21 protein-coding genes and 1 tRNA gene are annotated in these 24225 nt (G+C 70.7%); 19 read left to right on the plus strand and 3 right to left on the minus strand.

The features are described from left to right. Window positions 1-133: 133 nt before the first annotated feature. The 6 genes from ACWPOB_RS16230 to ACWPOB_RS16255 all read left to right on the plus strand — a co-directional run bounded on the left by ACWPOB_RS16230 (window position 134) and on the right by ACWPOB_RS16255 (window position 7539). Complete coding sequence (locus ACWPOB_RS16230) at window positions 134-1654, plus strand: long-chain-fatty-acid--CoA ligase (protein WP_455401454.1); 1521 nt, start codon at window positions 134-136, stop codon at window positions 1652-1654. After that, window positions 1651-3351 carry a PHA/PHB synthase family protein gene (locus ACWPOB_RS16235; RefSeq protein WP_455401455.1) on the plus strand — a complete coding sequence of 567 codons (1701 nt, stop codon included), beginning with the start codon at window positions 1651-1653 and terminating at the stop codon, window positions 3349-3351. The genes ACWPOB_RS16230 and ACWPOB_RS16235 overlap by 4 nt, the downstream gene beginning before the upstream one ends. A gap of 27 nt (window positions 3352-3378) precedes the next feature. After that, window positions 3379-3831 carry a MaoC family dehydratase gene (locus ACWPOB_RS16240; protein WP_455401456.1) on the plus strand — a complete coding sequence of 151 codons (453 nt, stop codon included), beginning with the start codon at window positions 3379-3381 and terminating at the stop codon, window positions 3829-3831. Beyond that, window positions 3828-4652 carry a poly(3-hydroxyalkanoate) depolymerase gene (gene phaZ / locus ACWPOB_RS16245; protein ID WP_455401457.1) on the plus strand — a complete coding sequence of 275 codons (825 nt, stop codon included), beginning with the start codon at window positions 3828-3830 and terminating at the stop codon, window positions 4650-4652. The genes ACWPOB_RS16240 and phaZ overlap by 4 nt, the downstream gene beginning before the upstream one ends. Window positions 4653-4834: 182 nt before the next feature. Further along, entirely contained in the window at window positions 4835-5869 is a 1035-nt protein-coding gene (locus ACWPOB_RS16250; protein WP_455401458.1) for an AraC family transcriptional regulator, read from the plus strand. 473 nt (window positions 5870-6342) lie between these two features. Next, window positions 6343-7539, plus strand: coding sequence for a YeiH family protein (locus tag ACWPOB_RS16255; RefSeq protein WP_455401459.1), 1197 nt, complete (start codon window positions 6343-6345; stop codon window positions 7537-7539). A gap of 73 nt (window positions 7540-7612) precedes the next feature. Here ACWPOB_RS16255 and ACWPOB_RS16260 read toward each other — a convergent pair. Then, window positions 7613-7683 (minus strand) — tRNA-Gly (locus ACWPOB_RS16260). A gap of 221 nt (window positions 7684-7904) precedes the next feature. Between ACWPOB_RS16260 and ACWPOB_RS16265 the strand changes: the two genes are divergently transcribed. Next, entirely contained in the window at window positions 7905-9188 is a 1284-nt protein-coding gene (locus tag ACWPOB_RS16265; protein ID WP_455401460.1) for an esterase/lipase family protein, read from the plus strand. Here ACWPOB_RS16265 and ACWPOB_RS16270 read toward each other — a convergent pair. Further along, the gene (locus tag ACWPOB_RS16270; protein WP_100057256.1) at window positions 9139-9960 is read right to left on the minus strand and encodes an oxygenase MpaB family protein; all 822 of its coding nucleotides are present in this window, start codon (window positions 9958-9960) and stop codon (window positions 9139-9141) included. The two genes, ACWPOB_RS16265 and ACWPOB_RS16270, sit on opposite strands and share 50 nt — an antisense overlap. 90 nt (window positions 9961-10050) lie before the next feature. Here ACWPOB_RS16270 and ACWPOB_RS16275 point away from each other — a divergent pair, with 90 nt between their 5' ends. Continuing rightward, the gene (locus ACWPOB_RS16275) at window positions 10051-10668 is read left to right on the plus strand and encodes a TetR/AcrR family transcriptional regulator (RefSeq protein WP_006947584.1); all 618 of its coding nucleotides are present in this window, start codon (window positions 10051-10053) and stop codon (window positions 10666-10668) included. Here the strand turns inward: ACWPOB_RS16275 and ACWPOB_RS16280 are convergent. Beyond that, a complete protein-coding gene (locus ACWPOB_RS16280; protein ID WP_455401461.1) occupies window positions 10643-11995 on the minus strand; it encodes an MFS transporter in 1353 nt (450 codons plus the stop codon). The two genes, ACWPOB_RS16275 and ACWPOB_RS16280, sit on opposite strands and share 26 nt — an antisense overlap. A gap of 161 nt (window positions 11996-12156) precedes the next feature. Between ACWPOB_RS16280 and dcd the strand changes: the two genes are divergently transcribed. The 11 genes from dcd (at window position 12157) to ACWPOB_RS16335 (ending at window position 24175) form a co-directional block, all read left to right on the plus strand. Next, entirely contained in the window at window positions 12157-12747 is a 591-nt protein-coding gene (gene dcd, locus ACWPOB_RS16285) for a dCTP deaminase (protein WP_006947585.1), read from the plus strand. 294 nt (window positions 12748-13041) lie between these two features. Next, the gene (locus ACWPOB_RS16290) at window positions 13042-14079 is read left to right on the plus strand and encodes a patatin-like phospholipase family protein (RefSeq protein WP_455401462.1); all 1038 of its coding nucleotides are present in this window, start codon (window positions 13042-13044) and stop codon (window positions 14077-14079) included. Window positions 14080-14083: 4 nt separating this feature from the next. Then, the gene (locus tag ACWPOB_RS16295) at window positions 14084-14521 is read left to right on the plus strand and encodes a PPOX class F420-dependent oxidoreductase (protein ID WP_100057022.1); all 438 of its coding nucleotides are present in this window, start codon (window positions 14084-14086) and stop codon (window positions 14519-14521) included. A 22-nt stretch (window positions 14522-14543) separates the two neighbouring features. Beyond that, entirely contained in the window at window positions 14544-15419 is an 876-nt protein-coding gene (locus tag ACWPOB_RS16300) for an alpha/beta hydrolase (protein WP_100057021.1), read from the plus strand. A gap of 145 nt (window positions 15420-15564) precedes the next feature. Next, window positions 15565-17109 (plus strand): ABC transporter substrate-binding protein, encoded by a 1545-nt coding sequence (locus ACWPOB_RS16305; protein ID WP_455401463.1) that lies wholly within the window; start codon window positions 15565-15567, stop codon window positions 17107-17109. A 50-nt stretch (window positions 17110-17159) separates the two neighbouring features. Beyond that, on the plus strand, window positions 17160-18683 hold the full coding sequence (locus ACWPOB_RS16310; protein WP_455401533.1) for an ABC transporter substrate-binding protein: 1524 nt from the start codon (window positions 17160-17162) through the stop codon (window positions 18681-18683). 73 nt (window positions 18684-18756) lie between these two features. Further along, a complete protein-coding gene (locus tag ACWPOB_RS16315; RefSeq protein ID WP_455401464.1) occupies window positions 18757-20298 on the plus strand; it encodes an ABC transporter substrate-binding protein in 1542 nt (513 codons plus the stop codon). 52 nt (window positions 20299-20350) lie between these two features. Beyond that, window positions 20351-21298 carry an ABC transporter permease gene (locus ACWPOB_RS16320; protein ID WP_006945898.1) on the plus strand — a complete coding sequence of 316 codons (948 nt, stop codon included), beginning with the start codon at window positions 20351-20353 and terminating at the stop codon, window positions 21296-21298. Continuing rightward, the gene (locus tag ACWPOB_RS16325; protein WP_100057020.1) at window positions 21295-22200 is read left to right on the plus strand and encodes an ABC transporter permease; all 906 of its coding nucleotides are present in this window, start codon (window positions 21295-21297) and stop codon (window positions 22198-22200) included. The genes ACWPOB_RS16320 and ACWPOB_RS16325 overlap by 4 nt, the downstream gene beginning before the upstream one ends. Beyond that, complete coding sequence (locus ACWPOB_RS16330; protein ID WP_455401465.1) at window positions 22197-23183, plus strand: ABC transporter ATP-binding protein; 987 nt, start codon at window positions 22197-22199, stop codon at window positions 23181-23183. The genes ACWPOB_RS16325 and ACWPOB_RS16330 overlap by 4 nt, the downstream gene beginning before the upstream one ends. Window positions 23184-23185: 2 nt before the next feature. Continuing rightward, a complete protein-coding gene (locus ACWPOB_RS16335) occupies window positions 23186-24175 on the plus strand; it encodes an ABC transporter ATP-binding protein (protein ID WP_100055607.1) in 990 nt (329 codons plus the stop codon). Window positions 24176-24225: the final 50 nt, after the last annotated feature.

Genomic DNA, 24225 nt, shown 5'->3' on the forward strand with positions numbered 1-24225 from the left:
TCGCGTGGCTGAGCTGGGTGCTCGGCTCCATGCGCTGGGCTCCGGCGCTGTGCGTGCCCCCTCGGCCCCGTCCCGGTTCGTATACGACCACTGACCACGACCCCTTTCTCGAACCACACCGGAGACCCACCACATGACCAACCTCAGTACCAATCTCGTTGTGTCGGCGCGCAACTACCCCGACAAGACCGCGTTGCGGTGCGGCGAGGACACGCTGTCGTTCGCCGAGTTCGACGCGGCCGCGGCGCGGGTGGCCACCCTGCTCGAGCGGGCCGGGATCGCACCCGGTGACCGGGTCGCGGTGATGCTGCCCAACACCGCTGCGTTCGCGATCGTGTTCTACGGCATCCTGCGGCGCGGCGCGGTCGCGGTGCCGATGAACCCGCTGCTGAAGGCCCGCGAAATCGAGTTCTTCCTGACCAACACCGCCGCGTCGGCGCTGTTCGCGACCCCGGTGTTCGCCGAGCAGGCCCATGCCGCGGCCGATGCGGCCGACGCCCGGTTGTGGCTGGTGGACGACGACGACCTCGCCCGGCTGATCGCCGACCTGCCGGCGCAGGCCGCGCCGGTGGCGCGGGCCGGTGAGGACACCGCGGTGATCCTGCACACCTCGGGCACCACCGGCAAGCCCAAGGGCGCCGAACTTACCCACGCCGGACTGGCCGGCAACGCAGAGGTGACCGCCCGCACCCTGATCCAGATCGGACCCGACGACGTGGTGATGGGCGCACTGCCGCTGTTCCACGTCTTCGGGCTCACCTGTGGGCTCAACGCCTCGGTCCTCGTGGGTGCCACGCTGACACTGGTGCCGCGGTTCGACCCGCGGATCGCGCTCGAGGTGATCGCCCGCGACCGGGTCACCGTGTTCGAGGGCGTGCCGACCATGTACGCCGCGATGCTCGGTGTCGCAGGGGAACTCGACGCGGCGGCGACGGCGAGCCTGCGAGTGTGCGTCTCCGGCGGCGCGTCGCTGCCGGTGGCGGTGCTCACCGACTTCGAGCGGACCTTCGACGCGGTGATCCTGGAAGGGTACGGGCTGTCGGAAACCTCGCCGGTCGCCTCGTTCAACCACCCGGACCGCGTCCGCAAGACCGGCTCGATCGGCACCCCGATCGAGGGCGTGCGGATGCGGGTCGTGGACGACGCCGGTGTCGAGGTACCGGCCGACCAGCCCGGCGAGATCCAGATCGCGGGACCGAACGTGATGAAGGGCTACTGGAACCTGCCCGAGGCGACCGCGGCCGCGATCGACGCGGCCGGCTGGTTCGCCACCGGTGACATCGGCCGCGTCGACACCGACGGCTACTTCTACATCGTGGACCGCAAGAAGGACCTGATCATCCGCGGCGGGTTCAACGTCTACCCCCGCGAGGTCGAGGAGGTCGTCTACGAGCACCCCGCCGTGGCGGAGGCCGCAGTGGTCGGCGTCCCGCACGACAGCCTCGGCGAGGAGATCGGTGCCGCGGTCACCCTCAAACCCGGCGTGAGCGCCGACCCCGCCGAGATCGTCGCGTTCGTCAAGCAGCGGGTCGCCGCCTACAAGTACCCGCGTCACATCTGGATCCTCGACACCCTGCCGCAGGGGCCGACCGGCAAGATCCTGCGCCGCGACATCACCATCCCGACGTTCGAAAGCAGCAGCAACCGACCATGACCACCACCACCAATCCGGCACACCGCCCCGACGAGCTCGCCGCGCCGCTGGACCTGCTGCTGGCCGGCTCGGCCCGCGGCGTGGCCGGCCGGATGCTGCCCAACCGATCCTGGGCCCGGCTCGCGGGCGGGCTGGCCACCCGTCCGGGCACGCTCGCGCACCGCGGCGGCACCCTGGCCAAGGAACTCGCCGCCGTCGCCGCCGGCCGCGCCGACCGCGCACCCGGCAAGGGCGACAAACGATTCGCAGACCCGGCGTGGCAGAGCAACCCCTGGTTGCACCGCACCATGCAGGCCTACCTCGCCACCGCCGACACCGCCTACAACCTGCTCGCCGACGCCGGCTTGGACTGGCGCGACGCCGAACGGATGCGGTTCGTGCTCGACAACCTCGTCGAGGGCCTCGCGCCGAGCAACAATCCGCTGCTCAACCCGCTCGGGTGGAAGGCGCTCATCGACACCGGCGGCCTGTCCGCGCTGCGCGGGGCTCGCGCGTTCGCCCGCGACATGGCCACCAAGCCGCGGGTGCCGGCGATGATCGAAGCCGGCGCCTACACCCTCGGCGAGACCGTCGCGGTCACACCCGGGGCAGTGGTGTTGCGCACCCCGGTGTTCGAGCTGATCCAGTACGCGCCGCAATCCGCGACCGTGCGCGAGGTGCCGCTGCTGATGGTGCCGCCGGTGATCAACAAGTACTACATCACCGACATCGCCCCCGGCCGCAGCATGATCGAGTACTTCGTCGCCCAGGGCCAGCAGGTGTTCACCATCTCCTGGCGCAACCCCCACGCCGAGCATCGGGGCTGGGACCTCGACACCTACGGCGCGGCGATCCTCGAGGCGATGGACGCCGTCCAGGGGATTACCGGCACCGACCGCACGCACCTGCAGGGCAGCTGCTCGGGCGGGATCCTGGCCGCGACGACCGCCGCGTACCTGGCCGCCACCGGCCACGGCGACCGGGTTGCCGGGCTCACCCTGGCGGTGACCGTGCTCGACCAGGCCCAGGCCGGGTTCGCCGCCGCCGCCCTCGACGAACGCACCGCCGAGACCGCGATCGAACGCTCGCAGTCCAGGGGCTACCTGGACGGGGACGAGCTGACCGAGGTGTTCGCCTGGCTGCGCCCGACCGACCTGGTGTGGCGCTACTGGGTCAACAACTACCTGCAGGGCCGCCCGCCCGCGCCGTTCGATGTGCTGCATTGGAACGCCGACACCACTCGCATGGCCGCCGGCCTGCACCGCGACCTGGTCCGCATCGGCGCCACCAACGCGCTGGCCACCGCCGGCACGATCGACCTGTTGGGCACCCCGATCGACCTCGGCGCGGTCACCGCCGACGCGTACGTGATCGGCGGCATCGCCGACCACATCTCGCCGTGGCAGGCCTGCCACCGCAGCGCCGCCCTGCTCGGCGGCGCCGACACCCGGTTCGTGCTCTCCACCAGCGGGCACGTCGCCGCGCTGGTCAACCCACCCGGAAACCCCAAGGCGTCCTTCCGGATCGGGCCCGTCGACGCGGACACCCCGCAGCAGTGGCTCGACCGCGCGGCGGTCACCCGCGACTCCTGGTGGCCCGACTACACCACCTGGCTCGCCGCGCGCAGCGGCGCCATCGTCGCCGCACCCACCACGCTCGGCGGCGCCGACCACTCCCCGCTCGACCCCGCACCCGGCACCTACGTACACCACACCTGACCCACCACGACCCCAGGAAGCGACATCATGACCACCACACTCGACAACCCGAAAGCACTGCTCGACCTGGTCGGGCGCGAAGTCGGCCGCACCGACTGGCGCGAGATCACCCAGGAGCAGGTGAACCGGTTCGCCGACGCCACCGGCGACCACCAGTGGATCCACACCGACCCCGACCGGGCCATGGCCGGACCGTTCGGCACCACCATCGCCCACGGCTACCTCACCCTGTCGCTGACGCCGATCGTGCTCGCCGAGGTACTCGCCATCGACCACCTCGGGATGGCAGTGAACTACGGGGTGAACAAGGTCCGCTTCCCCGCGCCGGTCCCGGTCGGAGCCGAACTGCGCGCCACCGTCACCCTCACCGCCGCAGTGGAGAAACCCGCCGGCATCGAGGCCGTGTTCACCCTCACCTACGAGATCCAGGGCGGGGCGCGGCCGGTGTGCGTCGCCGAGGTCGTCGTCGTCTACCGATGACCGGCGACGCTCACACCACGCAGCGCACCATCATCGTGGGCCGGCAACGCATCCGGGTCCGCATCCGGCGCGGGTCCGGGGTGCCGCTGGTGCTGTGCAACGGGATCGGCGCCGGGCTCGAGGTGCTCGACCCGTTCGTCGCCGCCCTCGACCCGGCCACCACGATCGTCCGGTTCGACGTACCCGGCGCCGGCGGGTCGCCGACCTCGTTCGCGCCCTACGGATTCGGTTACCTCGCGCGGCTGCTGGGGCGGGTCCTCGACCGGCTCGGTATCGGCGTGGTGGACGTACTCGGCCTGTCCTGGGGCGGCGCGCTGGCCCAGCAGTTCGCCTTCCAGAACCCGCGCCGGTGCCGGCGACTCGTGCTCGTCGCCACCGCCACCGGGGCGCTCATGGTGCCCGGACATCCCCGGGTGCTCGCCAAGATGCTCACCGGTCGCCGGTTCACCGACCCCGACCACGCCGCAGCGATCGCCGGCCAGATCTACGGCGGCACCGCGAGAAGCCGCGGCAACGACATCGCCGCCCTCTTCGACGCCCAGACCCACGCCGGATCGACGATCGGTTACCTGCACCAGCTGCTCGCCGGTGCCGTGTGGACCAGCCTGCCGATGCTTCCCGCCATCCGCCAACCCACGCTGATCGTCGCCGGCACCGACGACCCCATCGTCCCGATCATCAATGCCCACATCCTGCACCGGCTACTGCCCCACGCCACCCTGCACCTGCACGACGGCGGACACATCGAACCGATCACCAACGCCGGCAGACTCGCCCCGGTGATCGACGCCTTCCTCCACGAACCCGAACAGCGACGATGACGATCAGCCACGACCGTCGACGCATGCAGTCGCCGCGGCCGCCGGCGTGGGGGACCGTCCTCGCCCCGGCGCTGCGGAGCAGCCGTCGAAATCGCCACCTGCCGGGGCGTGTCTCACCGCCTGATCGAGCGTATCTTGAGGTGACATAGGTGTTCTCTCTGGGTCGAGAGGTGGGGCCGGACATGAAGCCGTTGGCCCGCTACGCCGCGATCACGGGGTACGCCGACCTGTGCGCGTCGCTGGGCACGGATCCGACGCCGCTGCTGCGCAGCGTCGGGCTCGATCCCGCCGGGTTGGGGCTGCCGGACCGGTGGGTCCCCGCCGTCGCGATCGCCCGCCTGCTGGAACGCTCGGCCGCCGCGACCCGCCGCCCCGACTTCGCACTGCGGCTCGTCGAGCGGCGGCGCTTCGCCAGCCTCGGCCCGGTGAGCCTGGTCATCCGGGAGGAACCCGACGTCCGCAGCGCACTGAAGTTCCTGATGCGCTATCAGCACATGTACAACGAGGCCCTGCGACTGCGGTTGGTCGAGGCAGAGGACGTGGCGACGATCCGGGTGGCGCTCGAGTTGGGCGAACCCGCCGACACCCGGCAGGCCACGGAACTGGCGATGGGGGTACTGCATGGGCTGTTACGCGATTTCCGCGGCGGCCGCTGGCAGCCCCTGGCGGTCTGCTTCACCCACTTCGCCCCCGAGGACATCAGCGCCCACCTCGAGGCGTTCGGCCCGATGGTCAAGTTCGACCAGGAGTTCTCCGGAATCGTCCTCTACACAAGCGATCTCGACGCACCCAACGCCATGTCGGGCCCCTCGATCGGCCCGTATGCACGCCAATTCCTCGACACCATCGACACCCGGCCCGAGGCGACGCCCGTCGCCCGGGTCCGCGAGCTGATCGAACTGCTGCTGCCCACCGGGCGATGCTCGGTCGAACAGGTCGCCCGCAGTCTCGGGGTCGACCGGCGCACCGTACACCGCCATCTCGCCGAGGCGGGGCAGAACTACACCGCGGTGCTCACCGCCACCCGCGTGGACCTGGCCGAACACCTCGTCGCCGGCCGCCGCTACTCGCTCACCGAGGTCGCCGACCTGCTCGGTTTCTCCTCGGCAAGCAACTTCTCCCGCTGGTTCAGCAACGAATTCGAGTGCAGCCCGAGGCAGTGGCGCGCCAAACATTGGACGGACGCCGGCGTGCGGGCCGGGACCGCGCTGGTGTGACACCGTGCTGCGAGCCGCCGGAGTGCCGGCGGCGACCTCGGGGGTCCGACAGTCGGTGGATGGGTATCCGGCGAGTTGCCGGCACGAGCCGGGGCGTGCCACCACGCCGACTCCGCTGGTGTGCCGCGTCGTCGATCGATGTGGTTCGGAGGTCGGTTTCGACATCCGCACGAACACGGTGTCCCATATCGAATACACCGTGTCCCGATAGGGACAGTATCCCGTGCCGGATCCGGATACCGTGAGGTGCGTCGCATTTCGGGCCCTGCAGGGAGATCCCCGGCCGGGTCGGGGGTGACCGCGGCCCGCTCGATCGCGGCGACGTTCACCCCAGCGAGCCGGTCACCGCAAAGTGTCCGTAATACACCCGCATGGAACAGATCTCGGTCACCCACCGGGAGTGACGGACCCGACCCTACGTCGAATACCTCGGCCGGGCCGGGTTGCCCGGGCCTACATGACGAAGAAAGAGAGTGTGCAGCGTGCTGGATGCTACCGCGGCCGCGGAGTCCGACCGCAGAGATCCCGACCACGACACGTCGGTCGGAGCGGATACGCGGCCGGCCGCGGGCGTGGTGACCGGCCAGGCCGAGTCGGGCGACCGGGGCGGGGAAGGGCGCAGCGGCGGCCGCGGCACCTGGCTCAACGGGACGGTCGCGCTCGAACGGGCGCGCGCATCGCTGCCCGGATTGGTGTTGTCTGCCGCGGCGGCGGCGGTGGCAGTTGTCGCGGCACCCCTGCTGGGTGGGATCAGCCCTCTGCTGATCGCGATCCTGCTCGGCGCGGTGGTCGCGAATCTGGGAACGCTGCCGGCGGTTTTCGAACCGGGTGTGACCGTCGCGTCGCGGCGGCTGCTCCGAATCGGAGTCGCGCTGCTGGGTCTGCAACTGCTGCTGCCGAACGTGCTGGCACTGGGGTGGGGGACGCTCGCGGTGGTCGCAGCAGTGGTCGGCCTGGGCATCGCCGGGTCGATGGCGCTCGGAAAGTTGCTCGGGATCGGCTGGACGCAACGGCTGCTGATCGCGTGCAGTTTCTCGATCTGCGGTGCCGCGGCCGCGGCCGCGGTCGACGGCGTGGTGAACGCACGCAAGCGGGAACTGGTGACCACCATCGCGCTGGTCGTCGTCTTCGGCACCGTGATGATCCCGGCTCTTCCCGCGGCTGCGTCTGCCCTGGGTCTGGATTCGACTCAGGCGGGAATGTGGGCCGGCGCCGCGATTCACGAGGTGGCGCAGGTGGTCGCGGCCGGCGGCGCGCTCGACGCGGGGTCGTCGGCCGCGGCGGTGGGCGGAGGAGCCCTGGCCATTGCGGTGACGGTCAAGCTGGCCCGGGTGGCGCTGCTGGCGCCGGTGGTCGCGTGGATCGGGGTGGCGTCACGACGCCGCACCGCCACGCCCATGCAGACGCGGCGACCGCCCTTGGTGCCGCTGTTCCTGGTCGGGTTCCTCGCCTGCGTGGCGCTGCGGGCCACCGGTGTTCTCGGACCGGCGTGGCTCGACGCCGCGCGACTGACCCAGACCGCGCTGCTCACCGCCGCGATGTTCGCGCTCGGCACCGGGGTCCGGCTGTCCGTGTTGCGCGGTGTCGGGTGGCGGCCCTTCGCTCTCGCCGCCGCATCGACGATCATCGTCGCCGCGACCGCGCTCACCGGGGTGCTGCTGGTCGGCTAGCTGGTATGTGGGGGCCAACCCGTCAACGACGAAGGCCCCGGCTGCGCGGTGCGCCGACCAGGGCCTTCAGGAGAGCCGATGACGGGAATCGAACCCGCGTATTCAGCTTGGGAAGCTGATGTTCTACCATTGAACTACATCGGCACGCTGGGCTTTTGCCGATTTCTCGGCTCCGTCCAAGCTCGTCGCACACTGTAGCAGACTCCGCGCGGCCGCCGTCACATCCACCCCGGAGCGTTCCGTTTCGAGGGGGAGGTTGTGGCGGCAAACGCCGAGTGGATGCCTCCGGAACCGCCCCCTCGTCGCCGGAACCTCCCGCTCGCACCCGCCGCGACAGCGGCGCGTCGCACCCGCACACTGGGAACATGAAGGCCACGGGGGAGCGGTCCGAGGCGTCCGAGCTGGCTCGGCTGCTGCTGGACGAGGTGGGCGCGGCGACCGGGGGCGTCCAGGCGATGCACCGCAGCATCTCCGACCGGGTGTTCGGGGCGGTCGCACTGGGTGTCGGGACGCCGGCGCTCGCGGTGAAGGCCGCGCACGACGCGATCGCCGACGGAGTCTATTCCGCGATCAAGGGTGCCGCCGCGGCGACGGGGAAGCTGGCCGTGCTCGGGCTCGCGGAGTCCACCGGCGACCGGTTGCCATCGGAGAGCGTCCGCGGGGCGATGGCGATCGCCGCGGTCGAGGGCCTCATCGGCGACGTCCTCGAGGCCGAGGGCTCACCGCTGGCGCTGCCGATGTCGGTGCGGGTGGACGGCCGGGCCGTGCCGCTCACGGCCGAGGGCCTCGCCCGCGCGTTCCCGCACGCGACGGGCCGCGTGGTGGTGTTCGTCCACGGTCTGATGGAGACCGAGACGACGTGGCGGTTCGGTGGCCGCCGCACCTACGGCGAACGACTCGTCGACGATCTCGGCTGCACGTCCGTGTTCGTCCGCTACAACACGGGCCGGCGCATCTCGGCGAACGGCCGGGACCTGTCGGCGCTGCTCGACGCGCTCGTGCGGGCGTGGCCGCGCAGGGTCGAGCAGCTCGCGCTGATCGGCCACTCCATGGGTGGGCTCGTCGCGCGCAGCGCCTGCTTCTACGGCACCGAGACCGATGCGACGTGGACTCGTCCGGTGCGCCATGTCGTTTCGCTCGGATCCCCGCACCTGGGGGCGCCGCTCGAGCAGGTGGTGCACTACGCGAGCGCCGCGCTCGTCGCGGTCCCGGAGTTGCGGCCGTTCGGGACGCTGCTGCGACGGCGCAGCGCCGGCATCCGCGACCTGAACCAGGGCGCCGTCGTGGACGAGGACTGGGCCGGCCGCGGCATCGACGACCTGCGCCGCGCCGTGTGCCGGGAGGTGCCCCTGCTCGACGGGGCGATGCACTGCTTCGTGTCGGCGACCCTGACGCGCAGCCCGGCTCATCCGCTGGGGCGGTTGCTCGGGGACGGACTCGTCCTCGTGCCGAGCGCGTCGGGGCACGGCCGGACCCGGCGCATCGGCTTCCGCATGGAGGACGGTATGCACCGGGCGCCGGCGCACCATCTGACGCTGCTCAACGACGACGAGGTCTACCGGCAGCTGCTGATGTGGCTGCGCACCGGCCCCGAAGGGCCTAGACCAGCGGACGGCCCGTCCGGATCCGCCAGCGCAGATCGGCCATGAGCAGCCGGTAGGGGGCTTCGCGCAGCACCACCGGGATCCGCGAGTTGATCGCACCGAGGGTGCGCATGAGCCGGTCGAAGCGGCGCTGGTCGCGCGGGCTCCACGGCAGCCGCATCCGGTCGCGGAACATCGGGGGCAGGAAGCCGGTGGTGAGGAACAGGTTGAGCCGGCCGAACAGCAGCGAGACCGGGCGGGGCAGGAACCGCATGGTGGCGATGGCGTAGAGGTGTTCACGCACGACGTCGTCGATGTCGACCTTGGCGAGCGCTTCGTTCCAGTACTCCTCGAACGCCTCGCGGTCGGCCGGCCACATGTCGGGCTTGACCTGCAGGGTGGTGCCGAATGCGGCGCCCTTGCGGTAGTACCACTCGACGGCCTCGGCCGGGATCGGTCCGTAGAGCGCGTTGTGCACGTCCTCGAAGCCGCGGTAGATGCACGCGGCCACCCACAGCTGCAGTTCGGGGTCGAAGGCGTTGTATTCGACCGGGCTCGCCTCGGTGGAGCGGACGTGGCGGTGGGCGGTGTTGACGGCGCGCCGGAAGTGCTGCTTCTCCTCGTCGGTGCCGGTGGCCGCGACGGCCAGGTAGGTGAGGGTGGTGCGGGTGCGCTTGATCGGATGGTCGAACAGCCGGCCGGAGGCGACGCGGCTCTCGACGACGCCGTAGCCGACGCCGGGGTGGGACAGCTGCATGATGACGTTCGCCGCGCCGGCCATGAGGCCGAGGCCGTCCATGACGTCGTCGAACTCGGCAGGCTTCTCGAGGGTGGTCACGAGGTCGATCCCTTCGTCCGTCCTATATGTGAACACGAATGTAGTCACATATATGATCGGGGTAAAGGGCTCTCCTGAGAAGATGGACGAATGGTGACAGGACGGCTCTACGGGGGACGCGGGGGAGAACAGCGGCAGGCGGAACGGCGGGCGCAGCTCATCGAGGCCGGGCTCGACATCCTCGGCGGACCCGACGGCGATCACACCCTGTCCGTCCGCGGCGTGTGCAAGCGCACCGGCCTGGCCTCGCGCTACTTCTACGAGAACTTCCCCGACCGCGACGAACTCACCGTCGCCGTGTACGACCACGTGATCCAGCGCATCGCCGAGAGCACTCTGCGCGCGGTCACGGAGGCGCCGCGCGACGAACGGTCGGTGGTCCGTGCCGGCGTGGAGAACATCGTCCGCGAGGTCGCCGAGGACCCGCGCATGGGCCGGCTGATCTTCTCCGTCAGCCAGGCCAATCCCCAGCTGGTGAGCCGGCGACTCGAGTCGTCGCGCATGTTCGCCGGGCTGGTGACGGCGCAGGCGGTGGACTTCTTCGAGGTGAGCTCGACGCCCCGGCTCGACCTCGCGGCGCACTTCGTCGTCGGAGGCCTCGCGCAGGTGCTCACGGCGTGGCTCGAGGGCGACAGCCCGCTGAGCCAGGACGAGGTGATCGAGGCCTGCACCGATTTCCTGCTCACGATGTCGTCGCAGGCCCGCTGACGCGCAGGCGCCCGCTCGCCACCCCCGCCGCGGCCGCGACCACCGCGGCGCCGGCGAACACCGCCGCGAACCCCCACCCCGCCGCGTGCGACAACCCGAACACCACCGCGCCGACGGACAGCCAGAGCGACTGGCCGACGGCATCGTTGACCTGCATGGCCGCCGTGTTCGCGCCGGTGTGCTCGGGCGGCGACCAGTCGAGCAGCAGCACCGACGCCGACACGAACGCCAGCCCGATCCCCAGGCCCGCCAGGCCCCAGCCGAGCAACGGAACGATCGACCGGACCGCGGGCGCGGCGACCGTCGCCGTCGCCGGGATCGCCGCCACCAGCGCGACCACGCCGATCCGGATCCGGCGCACCGGATCCGCGAGCATCCGCGCGTGCGCCGCGAGCCACGATCCCGCGAACCAGGCCACCGCCGACAGCGTGAGGAAGCCGCCGGCCGCCGCAGGGGAGTAGCCCCGGAACTGCACCAGGGCCAGCGGCACGTAGACCTCGACGCCGAAGAACGCCGCGCCGGCCAGGGTCCGCGCCGCCAGCAGCGCGGGCAGGCCCGGGTCGAACCGCCACGTTCCCCGCGGAAGCAGTCGCGGCACCGCCCACGCCACGGCCACCAGCGAAACCAGCAGCACCACCGGCCATCCCGTCACGGACCGCTGCCCGGCGACGCCGAGTCCCATCACGGCGACCGCCGCAACGGCGCCGCGGCCGAGCGACCACGGTTGATCCCCGGCGCCGCGGGCGTTCGTGCCGCGCAGCGCCGGGATCAGCGCCGCGACCGCGACCACCGCGGGAACGGGCGCGACGGCGAACACCCAGCGCCACCCGAACCCGTCGGCCAGCGCGCCCGCCAGCGGTGGACCCAGCAGCGCCGGCAGCAACCAGGCGCTCGTCAGAACGGTGAACACCCGGGCCCGCAGCTGCTCCGGGTAGGCGGCGGCCACCACCACGTAGAGGCTCACTCCGACCAGTCCCGCGCCCAGGCCCTGCACGGCGCGGGCGGCGAGGAACACCGTCATGTCCGTCGCCGCCGCCGCGCCGACCACACCACCGGCGAACACCGCCACCCCGGTATACAGCGCCGGGCCGGGGCCGGCCCGGTCGATCCACGGCCCGGCGAGCCGGATCCCGAAGACCGACACCGCGGTCGGTGCCGCGAACGCCAGCGCGTAGGAGCCGTAGTCGCCGAACTCGTGGCCGACGAGCGGCATCACGGTCGCGACGGCGAACGACTCGAACGCGACGAGGAACGCGAGTGCGAAGACCCCGGTCGTGGTGACCCGGTCCCGCGCGGACCACAGGGGTTGGTCCGCGACGGTGGTCACCGGGCCACCTCGACGTGTTCGACGACGAGAACGTCGGGGCTGCCGAATCGGCGTCGGACGACGGCGCGCATGGCTCCTCCTGGCTGTCCGCGAGTACGGAACCCAGCGAACAACCTCGAGCCGACTCGAGGTCAAGCGGCGCGGTTGTTAACCTCTACCTCGTGCTGCTCTCCGATCGCGACATCCGCGCCGAGGTCGCCTCCGGGCGTCTCGGCATCGACCCCTTCGATGCGGCGATGGTGCAGCCGTCGAGTGTGGACGTACGGCTCGACAGCCTGTTCCGCGTCTTCAACAACACCCGCTACACGCACATCGACCCCGCGCAGCGCCAGGACGAGCTCACCTCGCTCGTGCAGGCCCCGCCCGGGGAGCCGTTCGTGCTGCACCCGGGCGAGTTCGTGCTCGGCTCGACGATGGAGACGTGCAGCCTGCCCGACGACCTCGCCGGCCGTCTCGAGGGCAAGTCGTCGCTCGGCCGCCTCGGGTTGCTGACCCACTCCACGGCGGGGTTCATCGACCCGGGCTTCAGCGGGCACATCACCCTCGAGCTCTCCAACGTCGCCAACCTGCCGATCACGCTGTGGCCGGGGATGAAGATCGGGCAGTTGTGCCTGTTCCGGCTGACCAGCCCGGCCGAGCACCCCTACGGCAGCGCCGCCGTCGGGTCGAAGTACCAGGGCCAGCGCGGCCCGACGCCGTCGAAGGCGTATCTCAACTTCGTGCGCGAACACCCCGACGCCCGCCCGAGCTGACCGGGCGGTTGTCGCGTCGAGGGGGCGGTTGCTGCGCGGGCCTCTCGGCGTTCGCCGCAACAACCGCCCCCTCGAGAACGAGATCCTCCCGCTCAGCCGCCACATCGCAGTCCGGACCGCGATTTCCTGCCAGCGTTCCCACGGTGCCCGGCATAGTGTGAACGGGACAGGGGAACCGGGTGGGTCCGTCCCGCGAACAGTTCGTCGATGCGGCACTGCGGTGCAGGAGGAGGCGGCCATGTACGGGTGCGAACGGATCGTCCCGGGTGGCGGACGCGACCTCGGGGGTGTGCGATGACCGCTGCCCCGCACCCGGACGTCGCCGACCTCGTCCTCGCCGGCGGCGGGGTGAAGGGCATCGGCCTCGCCGGTGCCGTCGTGGCTCTGGCCGACGCCGGATACCGGCTCAACCGGGTGTCGGGCACGTCCGCGGGGGCGGTGGTCGGCGCCATCGTCGCGGCCGGATCGAAGGCCGGATGGACGGGCGAGCAGATGCGCGACGCCGTCTTCGGGATCAAGTACCGCAAGTTCCTGGACCCGGGGCCCGTCGAACGGATTCCCCTGCTGGGTCCCGCATTCGGGGTGCTCCGGGGGTCGGGGATCTACCAGGGCGACTACGCGCACGCCTGGATCCGGGACACGCTGAAGGACCTGGGCGTCAGCACCTTCGGGGATCTGCGGATGGAGGACGACGACATCCCCGAGGAGCGACGGTACCGGCTGGTGGTCACCGTCACGGACATCACGCGGGGCCTGCTGGTCCGGCTGCCGTGGGACTACCGCTCGGTCTACGGCCTCGATCCCGACGAGCAGTCGGTGGCCGACGCGGTGCGCGCGTCCATGTCGATCCCGTTCTACTTCCGGCCCGCGACGCTCACCGCCACGTCCGGGTTGACGTCGACACTGGTCGACGGCGGGCTGCTGTCGAACTTCCCGATCGACTCGCTCGACCGGATCGACACCGAGCAGCCCCGCTGGCCCACCTTCGGCGTCACCGTGCTGCCGAACCTGCCCGCCGACAACGACAAGGTCCTCCCACCGCTGCGGCTGCTGCGTCCGTTCTCGGCCCTCGGCGACTCCCCGGAGCTGATCGAGGGCATCGTCACCACCGTGCTCGTCGGCCGCGACCAGGCCCACCTCAACCAGCCGTGGGTCAGCGCCCGCACGATCCGGGTCGACTCGACCGACGTGGGGGTCCTCGACTTCCGCCTCGACAAGTCCGAGATCGAGGCGCAGTTCGCCAAGGGGTACGAGGCGGCGCAGGGGTTCCTGTCGACCTGGAACTGGGTGGAGTACGTCAAGCGCTACCGGTCCCACGGAAAGAGATGGTGATGCCATGACGGCGGCCGCAGACAGTATCGAATCACTCTTCGCTACAACGAAGATCGGGGCCCTCGTCACGCTGAAGCGGGACGGGCGGCCACAGCTCTCCAACATCGTCTACCACTACGACCCGGGCGCCCGGACCTTCTCGGTCTCCATCACCGACGGGCGGGCCAAGACCGCGAACATGCGCCGCGACCCGCGCGTGAGCCTGTACGTCAGCGCCGCCGACGGCTGGGCGTACGCGGTCGCGGAGGGCACCGCCGAACTCTCGCCCGTCGCGAAGGACCCGCACGACGACACCGTCGAGGAACTCGTCGCCCTGTACCGGGCGGTGCAGGGCGAACACCCGGACTGGGACGAGTTCCGGGAGGCGATGGTCACCGACCGCCGGCTCGTGCTGACGGTGCGGGTCGAACGGTTCTACGGGATGGCCGGACCGACCGGCTGATCCGGACGAAGGGGGGAAGGCGATGCCGCGTGCGTCGACAACAGATTTCGCAGCCACCACTGCGGGGAGGCAGTTCCACCGCGCCTACGATGCCGTGCTCGCGAAGTGGCCGGCAGACGTCGGCGCAGTGACGGTCGAATCGGAATTCGGCACAACGCATATCAACGTCTGCGGCCGCGAGGACGCGCCGCCGGTCCTCCTGCTGCCCGGAGGGGGAGCGACGTCGACGGTGTGGTTCGCCAACGCCGCCGCGCTCGCCGCCCGGTACCGGGTCCTGGCGGTGGATCCGATCGGTGACGTGGGACGGAGTCTCGCGCACGGAAAGCCGATGCGCAGCGTGAACGATCTGCTGTCGTGGCTCGACGGCATCGCGGCGACGCTCGGCCTGTCCTCGTTCCGGCTGGTCGGCCACTCGTACGGGGCGATGATCGCGCTCGCCTACGCGCTCGAACGCCCCGAGCGGATCTCGAACATGGTGTTGCTCGATCCGAATTCGTGCTTCGCCGGGATGCGCGCACAGTACCTCGTCCGGGCGGTCCCGCTCCTGCTCCGGCCGAGTGGACACCGCCAGCGCAGATTCCTCGAGTGGGAGACCGGCGGCCGGCCCCTCGACGAGGACTGGCTGAACCTCGCCGCCCTGGGTGCCGAGCACTTCCCGACGGCCAAGCTCGTCGTCCCGAAGCGGCCCGCACGTCCCGCCCTCGCCGGGCTCGGGGTCGACACGAGGGTGGTTCTCGCGGCCGGCAGCAAGGTCCACGACAGCGCGCGGGTGGCGGCCGCGGTCGCGGCGGCGAGCTCGCGGCTGCGGCCGGTGATCGTTGAGGGAGCAACGCACCACACGATGCCCATGGTCCCGGCGGCGGAGGTGAACGCCGTGCTGCTCGGGGGGCTCGGCTGACCGTCGATTCCTAACGGTCTCGTTCAGTGGGAACGGCGATGTGCGGCATGTCACAAGCCCTTACGTTCGGTCGGCAACAGGCCGTGCGCATCGGCGTCCGTCCTGAAATCGACTGTGCGCGCGAGCGCTTCGAGGAAGGGGCGAGATGCCGGTCGCAACGGGCAGGTTTTCCATCCGGCGGTGGACGGCCGCCCTCGGGACGTGCGCGGTGCTGGTGGCCGCGTGCGGCTCCGAGGCGTCCGAGAACTCGGGCGTCACCGACCCGGCGATCCCCCTGCGCTATGCGACGGTGTTCGGCGCGTCCTCGTTCGACCCGCACAAGACCAAGATCACCAGTGACGCCACGATGCTCAACCTGGTCTACGACCGGCTCGTGCACCGCGACGTCGACGCGCAACCCGTCCCCGGCCTGGCCGAATCGTGGGAGCTGACGGACGAGTCCCTCACCCTGCATCTGCGCGAGGGGGTGAGTTTCGCCGACGGTTCCCCCGTGGACGCGGCCGCCGTCCGGGCCAACCTGAACCGCGCACTCGAACCGGACTCGGTGACCGCACCGATGCTCGCCGGGGTCACCGGCATCACGACCCCCGACGATCGCACCGTCGTGCTCGCGCTGGACCGGCCCGGCGCACAGCTCGTCCTCGCGCTGTCCGACCTGGCCGGGATGATCGTCGACCCCGATGCATTCGGAACTCCGGAGAAGAACGCCGCGCTGGCGCTCACCCCGGCCGGTGCCGGCCGCTACACGGTCACCCGCGCGCAGCCGGGCGCCGAGTACGAGTTCACCGCGCGGCCCGGCTACTGGGATTCCGACGCGGTTCGCGCAGACAGCGTGGTGTGGACCGTGATGACCGATCCGCAGGCCCGGCTCAACGCCGTGTCCTCCGGAGACCTGGACGCCGCCATCACCACGCCCCTGACCATCGATGCCGCCGAGCAGCAGGGCCTTCGGGTCGAGACGGCGCTGCGGCTCGACCACATGGCCATCAACCTCAACCGGTCGCGCGGGGAGTTCGGCAAGCTCGAGGTACGCCAGGCGCTGGCGCATGCGATCGACCGGCAGGCCATCGCCGACACCGCGATGGAAGGCCACGCCGAGGCCGCGACCCAGAACTTCCCGAAGGACTACTTCGCCTACGAGCCCGACCTGGCCGGAGCCTACCCGTACGACCCCGACAAGGCACGGGAGCTCCTGGTACAGGCGGGACTGCCGAACGGGTTCTCCTTCACTGCGATCCTGCTCAACCTGCCCGAGAACGTGCAGGTGGCGCAGATCGTGCAGCAACAGCTCGCCGAGGTCGGCATCGACATGCAGTTGAAGCCGATGCCGCCGTCCGAAGCCTCCCCGACGTTCAACCGCGGGGACGCCGACGCCGTCGTCACCACTTTCACCGGCCGGTCCGATCCCGCCCTGCTGTTCTCCTCGCTGTACGGCGAAAACTCGCCGCAGAACCCGTCCCGCAGCACGGCCCCCGGATTCCAGGAGGCCCTGGATGCGGCCAACCGCGAGTCCGATCCGCAGGCGCGTGCCGGCAAGCTCGGCGACGTGTCGAATCTGGTCAGCGACAACGCGCTCGCGATCCCGTTGGTGTTCTTCGAGCTCGGCTCCACCCTGACCGATCAGGTCGTGGGCTACGAACCCACCCTGCTCGTCGACGAGTGGCGCGGCGTCGGCGTCGCCGCCCCGTGAACCCCTCGACGACCCGAAACCCCCCGAGGAATCTGATGTTTCGTAGATCAATGAAGGCCGCCCTGTCCGTGCTCGCCGTCGCCGTCGCGGTGGCCGGGTGCGGCAGTTCCGCGGCGACGGACGCCGCGCAGACCGTCGACCCGAACGCGACGTTGCGCTATGCCACCACCTACGGTGCGTCGTCGTTCGACCCGCACAAGACGAGGATCACCAGCGACTCGATCATGCTCAATCTGGTCTACGACCGGTTGGTGCACCGTGATCGGGACGCGAATCCGATTCCCGGCCTGGCCGAATCGTGGGAGTTCGCCGACGACGGATCCACGCTGACGCTGCGCCTGCGGCAGGCCGTGACATTCTCCGACGGCACCCCGTTCGACGCCGCCGCGGTGGTGGCCAACCTCGAACGGGCGATGCAGCCCGACTCGATCACCGCCGCCATGCTCACCGGCGTCGCCGCCGTCGAGGCCCCCGACCCGCAGACCGTGGTGCTGCGGCTCGACGGGCCGGGCGGGCAGCTCGTGCTCACCCTCTCCGACCTGCCCGGAATGATGGTCAACCCCAACGCGTTCGGCACCCCCGACAAGGACGCCGCCCTGGTGCTGACCCCCGCCGGCACCGGCCGCTACACCGTCGCGCAGGCACAGCCCGGTGCGCAGTACGAGTTCGTCGCCCGGGACGGCTACTGGGATCCGGAGGCGGTGCAGGCCCGCGCCTTCGAGTGGATCGTGATGACCGATCCGCAGACCCGGGTGAGCGCGGTGGCCTCCGGTCAGCTCGACGCCGCGATCGCCACCCCGCTGTCCGTCGACCCGGCCGAGCAGCAGGGTCTCGAGTCGCACGTGCAGACCACCCTCAACAACTACGTGCTCAACCTCAACCGGACCCGCAGCGAGTTCGGGAACCTCGAAGTGCGGCAGGCGCTCGCCCACGCCGTCGACCGGGAGGCCGTCGTCGAGACCGCACTCGAAGGACACGGCGAGGCCGCCAGCCAGAACTTCCCCTCCGGGTACTTCGCGCACAACGCCGCCCTCGACGGCCAGTACGCGTTCGATCCCGAACGCGCGAAGGCCCTGCTCGCACAGGCCGGTGTGCCGAACGGATTCTCGTTCGTCGCCGGCGCGTCGAACCTGCCGGAGAACCAGCTCATCGCGCAGATCATGCAGGAACAGCTGGCGCGGGTGGGCATCACGATGGAGATCCGGTCGATGACGCCGACCGACCTCAATCCCGCATTCAACCGCGGCGAACTCGACGCCATCCTCACCACCCTGACCGGTCGCGCCGAACCGTCGCTGCTGCTGACCTCGTACTACGGGCAGGACTCGCCGCAGAACCCGTCGCACGACGATATTCCTGGCTTCCGGGCGGCGATGGAAGCAGCCAACCGGGCCACCGATCCCGACGAACGTGCCGCCCTGCTCGGGGAGGTGAATGCGGTGGTGATGGATCACGCCGCGATGTTGCCCGTCGCGTTCGCCGACCTGGGTGCAATCACGTCCGGCACCATCGTCGGTTACGAGCCGAGCCGGGTGCTCGACGAGTGGCGCGGAGTCGGTGTCGCCGCGCCCTAGCCGACCCCGGCGTCCGTCGCCACCACTGCCGACCCCGGCGTCCGTCGCCACCACTGCGAGAACGGAGAACATCATGGATCGTCGCTCGAGACTCGCCCTGGGCGCCGCGCTGGCCGCCGTGCTCCTCGCCGGCTGCGGCTCCCCGGACACCACCGACGCCGCGTCGACCACCATCGACCCGCAGGCGACGCTGCGGTACGCCACCACCTACGGGGCGTCGTCCTTCGATCCGCACAAGACCCGGGTCGCGCAGGACAACATCATGCTGACCCAGGTGTACGACCGGCTGGTGCACCGCGACCGGGACGCGAACCCGATTCCGGGACTGGCCGAGTCGTGGGAGTTCTCCGACGACGGCCGCACCCTCACCTTCCACCTGCGGGAGGGCCTGCAGTTCCAGGACGGCACCCCGCTGGACGCGCAGGCGGTCCGGGCCAACCTCGAACGCGCCCAGGAGCCGGACTCGATCACCACGACGATGCTCGCCCCGGTCGAGGCGATCGAGACCCCCGACCCCACCACGGTGGTGCTGCGGTTGACCGGACCCGGCACGCAACTCGTCCTGACCCTGTCCGATCTGCCCGGAATGATGGTCAGCCCGAATGCGTTCGGCACGCCGGAGAAGGACGCCGCCCTGGTGCTGCGGCCGGTCGGCGCGGGACGGTACACCGTCGCCGACGCCCAGCCCGGCGCGTCGTACGACTTCGTGGCCTGGGACGGCTACTGGGATCCGGAGTCGGTGACCGCCGAGCGCTTCGAGTGGGAGGTCGTCACCGACCCGCAGACCCGCATCAACGCGATGGCGTCGGGCGAACTCGACATCGCGATGGCCACGCCGCTCTCGATCGACCCCGCTGCCGCACAGGGCCTGGACTCGCAGGTGCAGACCAGCCTGAACCACTACGTCCTGCACTTCAACCGCACCCGAAGCGAATTCGGCAACGTCGACGTGCGCCGGGCGCTGAGCACCGCGATCGACCGGCAGGCTCTTGTCGACTCCGCCCTCGAAGGTCACGGCGAGGCGGCCAGCCAGAACTTCCCGCAGGGCTACTTCGCCTACAACCCGGAACTGGCCGACCGCTACGCCTACGAGGAGCGGGCCGCCCGCGAGACGCTCGCGGCCGCCGGCCTGCCGGACGGCTTCACGTTCACTGCCGGCGTGATGAACCTGCCCGAGAACGAGCGGATCGCCCAGATCGTCCAGCAGCAGCTCGACGCGATCGGGGTCACCATGCAGATCCGCCTGCTCAGCCCGGCCGAGATGTCACCGGTCTTCAACCGGGGGGAGCTCGACGCCGTGCTCACCACCTTCTCCGGACGCGCCGATCCGTCGCTGCTGCTGGCCACCTACTTCGCCCCGGATTCGCCGCAGAACCCGTCGCACGACGTCACTCCCGGCTTCGCGGAGGCCCTGGCCGCCGCGAACGCCGAACCGGACCAGCAGACCCGGGGACGGCTCATCGGCGACGTCTCCGCCACGGTCGTGGACCAGGCACTGATGATCCCCCTGGCCTTCTCCGACCTCGGCGCCACCCTCACCGACCGGGTCGTCGGATACCAGCCGTACCGCGCATTGGACGAATGGGGAGGGATCGGCCTCACGGCCGCCGAATGACCGCTGCGGCAGCGCCCGAGCGATACCTCGAGAGATGTAAAGGACCGGCAGGATGCTTCGATTGATCGGGCAACGGCTGCTCGCGGTGCTACCGCTGCTGCTGATCGCCACCGCCATCACGTTCGGCCTGATATTCCTGATCCCGGGCGATCCCGCCCATCGGATCGCCGGGGAGAGCGCGACACCGCAGCAGATCGAGGCGGTGCGCGTGGATCTCGGCCTCGACCAGCCCGTCGTCGTGCAGTATCTCGACTTCCTCGGCGGTCTGGCGCGAGGTGACCTGGGGACGAGCTTCACCTATCAGGCCCCCGTGCTCGAGATGATCGTCGACCGGCTGCCGGTGACCGTGTCGCTGACCCTCGTGTCGGTGCTGGTCGCGCTGGCCGTGGGCATTCCGGCCGGCATCATCGGCGGCAGCCGCCCCGGCAGCTGGCAGGACCGGACCACCAGCCTGGGGTCCACGCTGGGCGTCGCGACACCGAACTTCGTGCTCGGTCTCATCCTGGTGCTGGTGTTCTCCCTGCAGTTGAAGGCACTCCCCGCGACCGGGTACACACCGCTCGCAAAGGGGCTGTGGCCGTGGCTCAGCCACCTGCTGCTCCCGGCGATCGCGCTGGGACTGGCTGCCGCGGCCGAGATCGCCCGCCAGTTGCGCAGTTCCATGATCGACGTGATGCAGCAGGACTACGTCCGCACCGCCACGGCCAAGGGGCTCGGGCGACGTGCCGTCCTGTGGAAGCACGCCCTCAAGAATGCGTTCATCCCCACCGCGACGGTGCTCGGCATGCAAATCGCTTTCCTGCTCGGCGGCACGGCGGTCATCGAGTCGGTGTTCGGGCTCAAGGGACTCGGGGACTTCGCCGTGCAGGCGGTGCTGTCCGGCGACCTGCCCGCTATCCAGGGCGTGGTGATCTTCGGTGTCTTCGCGACGGTCGTGATGAGCCTGCTCGTCGACATCTCGTACGGCTACCTCAACCCCCGGACCAGGAGCGCCGCATGAGCGAAACCATCACGCCGACGAAGACCGTCGAGGATGCGTCCCCGGTTGTCGTCGAATCCCCGCGCCGCCGGTTCCTGCGCCGGTTCCGTGGCCGCCGCGCAGCCGTCGCGGCGGCCGTGTTCCTGACGCTGATCACGGTGCTGGGTCTCGCCGCGCCGCTGATCGCGCCGCACGATCCGCTGGTGCAGGAACTGACGGCCCGCCGGCTGCCGCCGCTGAGCGAGGGCTATCTGCTCGGCACGGACAACCTCGGCCGGGACACGCTGTCGCGGTTGCTCTACGGCGCACGGGTCGCCGTCTCGGCTGCGGCGATCTCGGTGTCGGTGGGGCTGGCTTTCGGCGTGATCCCCGCGCTGACGGCGGGGTTTCTCGGCGGCCGCTGGGACGCGCTGCTGTCCCGGATCGCCGACGCCTTCCTCAGCTTCCCGCCGCTGCTGCTGGCGATGGCGATCGTCGGCGTCATGGGACCGAATCTCACCAACGCGATGATCGCCATCGGAATCGTCTTCGGGCCCAGGTTCTTCCGCGTCGTGCGCGGCGCGGTGATCGCGGTGCGGGAGAACACCTTCATCGAGGCGTCCCGCAGCATCGGCACCCCGACCGCGTGGATCGTGCGCAAGCACATCCTCCCGCATACCCTGTCCCCGCTGATCGTGCAGGTCAGTCTCGCCTGCGGCTTCGCTATGCTCGCCGAATCCTCGCTGAGCTTCCTCGGCCTCGGGGTCCAGCCGCCCGACCCGAGTTGGGGGCGGATGCTCGCCGAGGGACGCGAGGCATGGAACTACACCGCCTGGCCCGTCCTGATTCCCGCCGTCGCCATCATCCTTGCCGTGCTGGCCTGCAACACCCTCGGTGACGGCATCCGCGATTCGGTGGGCCGCGAGAACCGGAGCGAACGATGACCGAACCACTGCTGAGCGTCGACGGCCTCGGCGTCGAATTCGCCACCGCGTCCGGCTGGACGCCGGTCCTGCAGGACGTGTCCTTCGACGTCGCGGCCGGCGAACTGGTCGGGCTGGTCGGGGAGTCGGGCTCCGGCAAGTCCGTCACGTGCTCCTCGGTGCTGCGGCTGCTGCCGCCCCGGCAGTCCCGCACGGTCGCCGGCAGCATCCGGTTCCAGGGACGGGACCTGCTGACCATGCCTGCTCGGGAACTGGAATCCGTGCGCGGCAACGACATCGCCATGATCTTTCAGGAGCCGATGACCAGCCTGAACCCGGTGTTCACGGTCGGTGACCAGATCACCGAGGTGGTGCGCCGGCACCGCCGCGTGAGCCGGAAGGACGCCACGGCCCGGGCCGTGGAGGTACTCGACCTCGTCGGAATCCCGAATGCCGCACGCCGGGTCCGGCAGTATCCGCACGAGTTCTCCGGGGGCATGCGGCAGCGGGTGATGATCGCGATGGCCCTGGCGTGCGAGCCGAAACTGCTCGTCGCCGACGAACCCACCACCGCACTCGACGTCACCATCCAGGCGCAGGTGCTCGATCTGATCCGCGAGATGGCCGGACGATTCGGCATGGGGGTGCTGTTCGTGACCCACGACCTCGGCGTGGTCGCCGACCTGTGCACGGAGGTGGTGGTGATGTATGCGGGACAGGTGATCGAACGGGCCCGCACCGAGGCGCTCTACGCGGCGCCCCGGCATCCGTACACCGAGGGCCTGCTGCGATCGGTGCCCGACATCGGCGGCCGGACGGACCTGCACACCATCCCCGGCTCACCACCGCCGCCCGGCTCGATCCCCGGCGGCTGCCGGTTCGCGCCGCGCTGCGCGCACCGGGCCGACGAGTGCGCCGTCGACGTGCCGCTGCGGCCGGCCGGCGACGACCGCGTATCGCGCTGCGCGCGGGTGACCGATCTGATCCTGGAGGGAACCTCATGACTGTGGACGTCGTCGAATCGGACGCGAGCGCACCGTTGCTCAGCGTGCGGGGCCTGCGGGTCGAGTTCCCCGTCCGGGGCCGGATGTCACGTAAGAAGCGGACGATCCGCGCGGTGGACGAGGTCGGCTTCGACATCCGGTCCGGCGAGACCTTCGCCCTGGTCGGGGAATCCGGATCCGGAAAATCCACCACCGCCCGCGGCATCCTGCGGCTGGTCGACGTCGCCGCCGGCTCGGTGGTTCTCGACGGCGTCGACCTCACCGCGCTGAACCGGTCGGAACTGCGGGGTGCCCGGCGCAACATGCAGATGGTGTTCCAGGACCCGTACTCCTCGCTGGATCCGTCGCGCACGGTCGGGGACGCCGTCGCCGAACCGCTCGAGGTGCACACCGATCTCGATGCGGTGGCCCGCCGCCGGAAGGTCGGGCAGCTGCTCGAACAGGTGGGACTGCGGGCCGAGCATGCCGAGCGCTACCCGTACGAGTTCTCCGGCGGCCAGCGTCAGCGCATTGCCATCGCGCGGGCCATCGCCGTGGAGCCGAAGCTGGTGATCGCCGACGAGGCGGTCAGTGCGCTCGACGTGTCCACCCAGAACCAGGTGATCGCGCTCCTCGAGGAGTTGTCCGCGGAGCTGGGCATCGCGTATCTGTTCATCGCGCACGACCTGGCGGTGGTCCGGCACATCGCCCACACCACGGCGGTGATGTATCTGGGCCGGATCGTGGAGTGGGGGCCGTCGGAGCGGCTGTTCACCGAGCCCGCGCATCCGTACACGCAGGCGCTGCTGTCCGCGGTGCCCGTCCCGGACCCCGCGCGGCAACGCAACCGCGCACGGATCCGGCTCGACGGCGAGCTGCCCGACCCGGCGAATCCCCCGGCCGGGTGTGCGTTCAGCTCCCGCTGTCCGCAGGTGATGCCGGTGTGCCGGGAACGCCGACCGGAGACCACCGAGGTGCCCGGTGGCGGGCAGGTGGCCTGTCACCGGGCGTGACGCGTTCGCCGGTGCGACGATCACGCGGCCGGCGAACCCCGGGAGCTCTC

The sequence above is a fragment of the Rhodococcus sp. 2H158 genome, assembly GCF_053764755.1.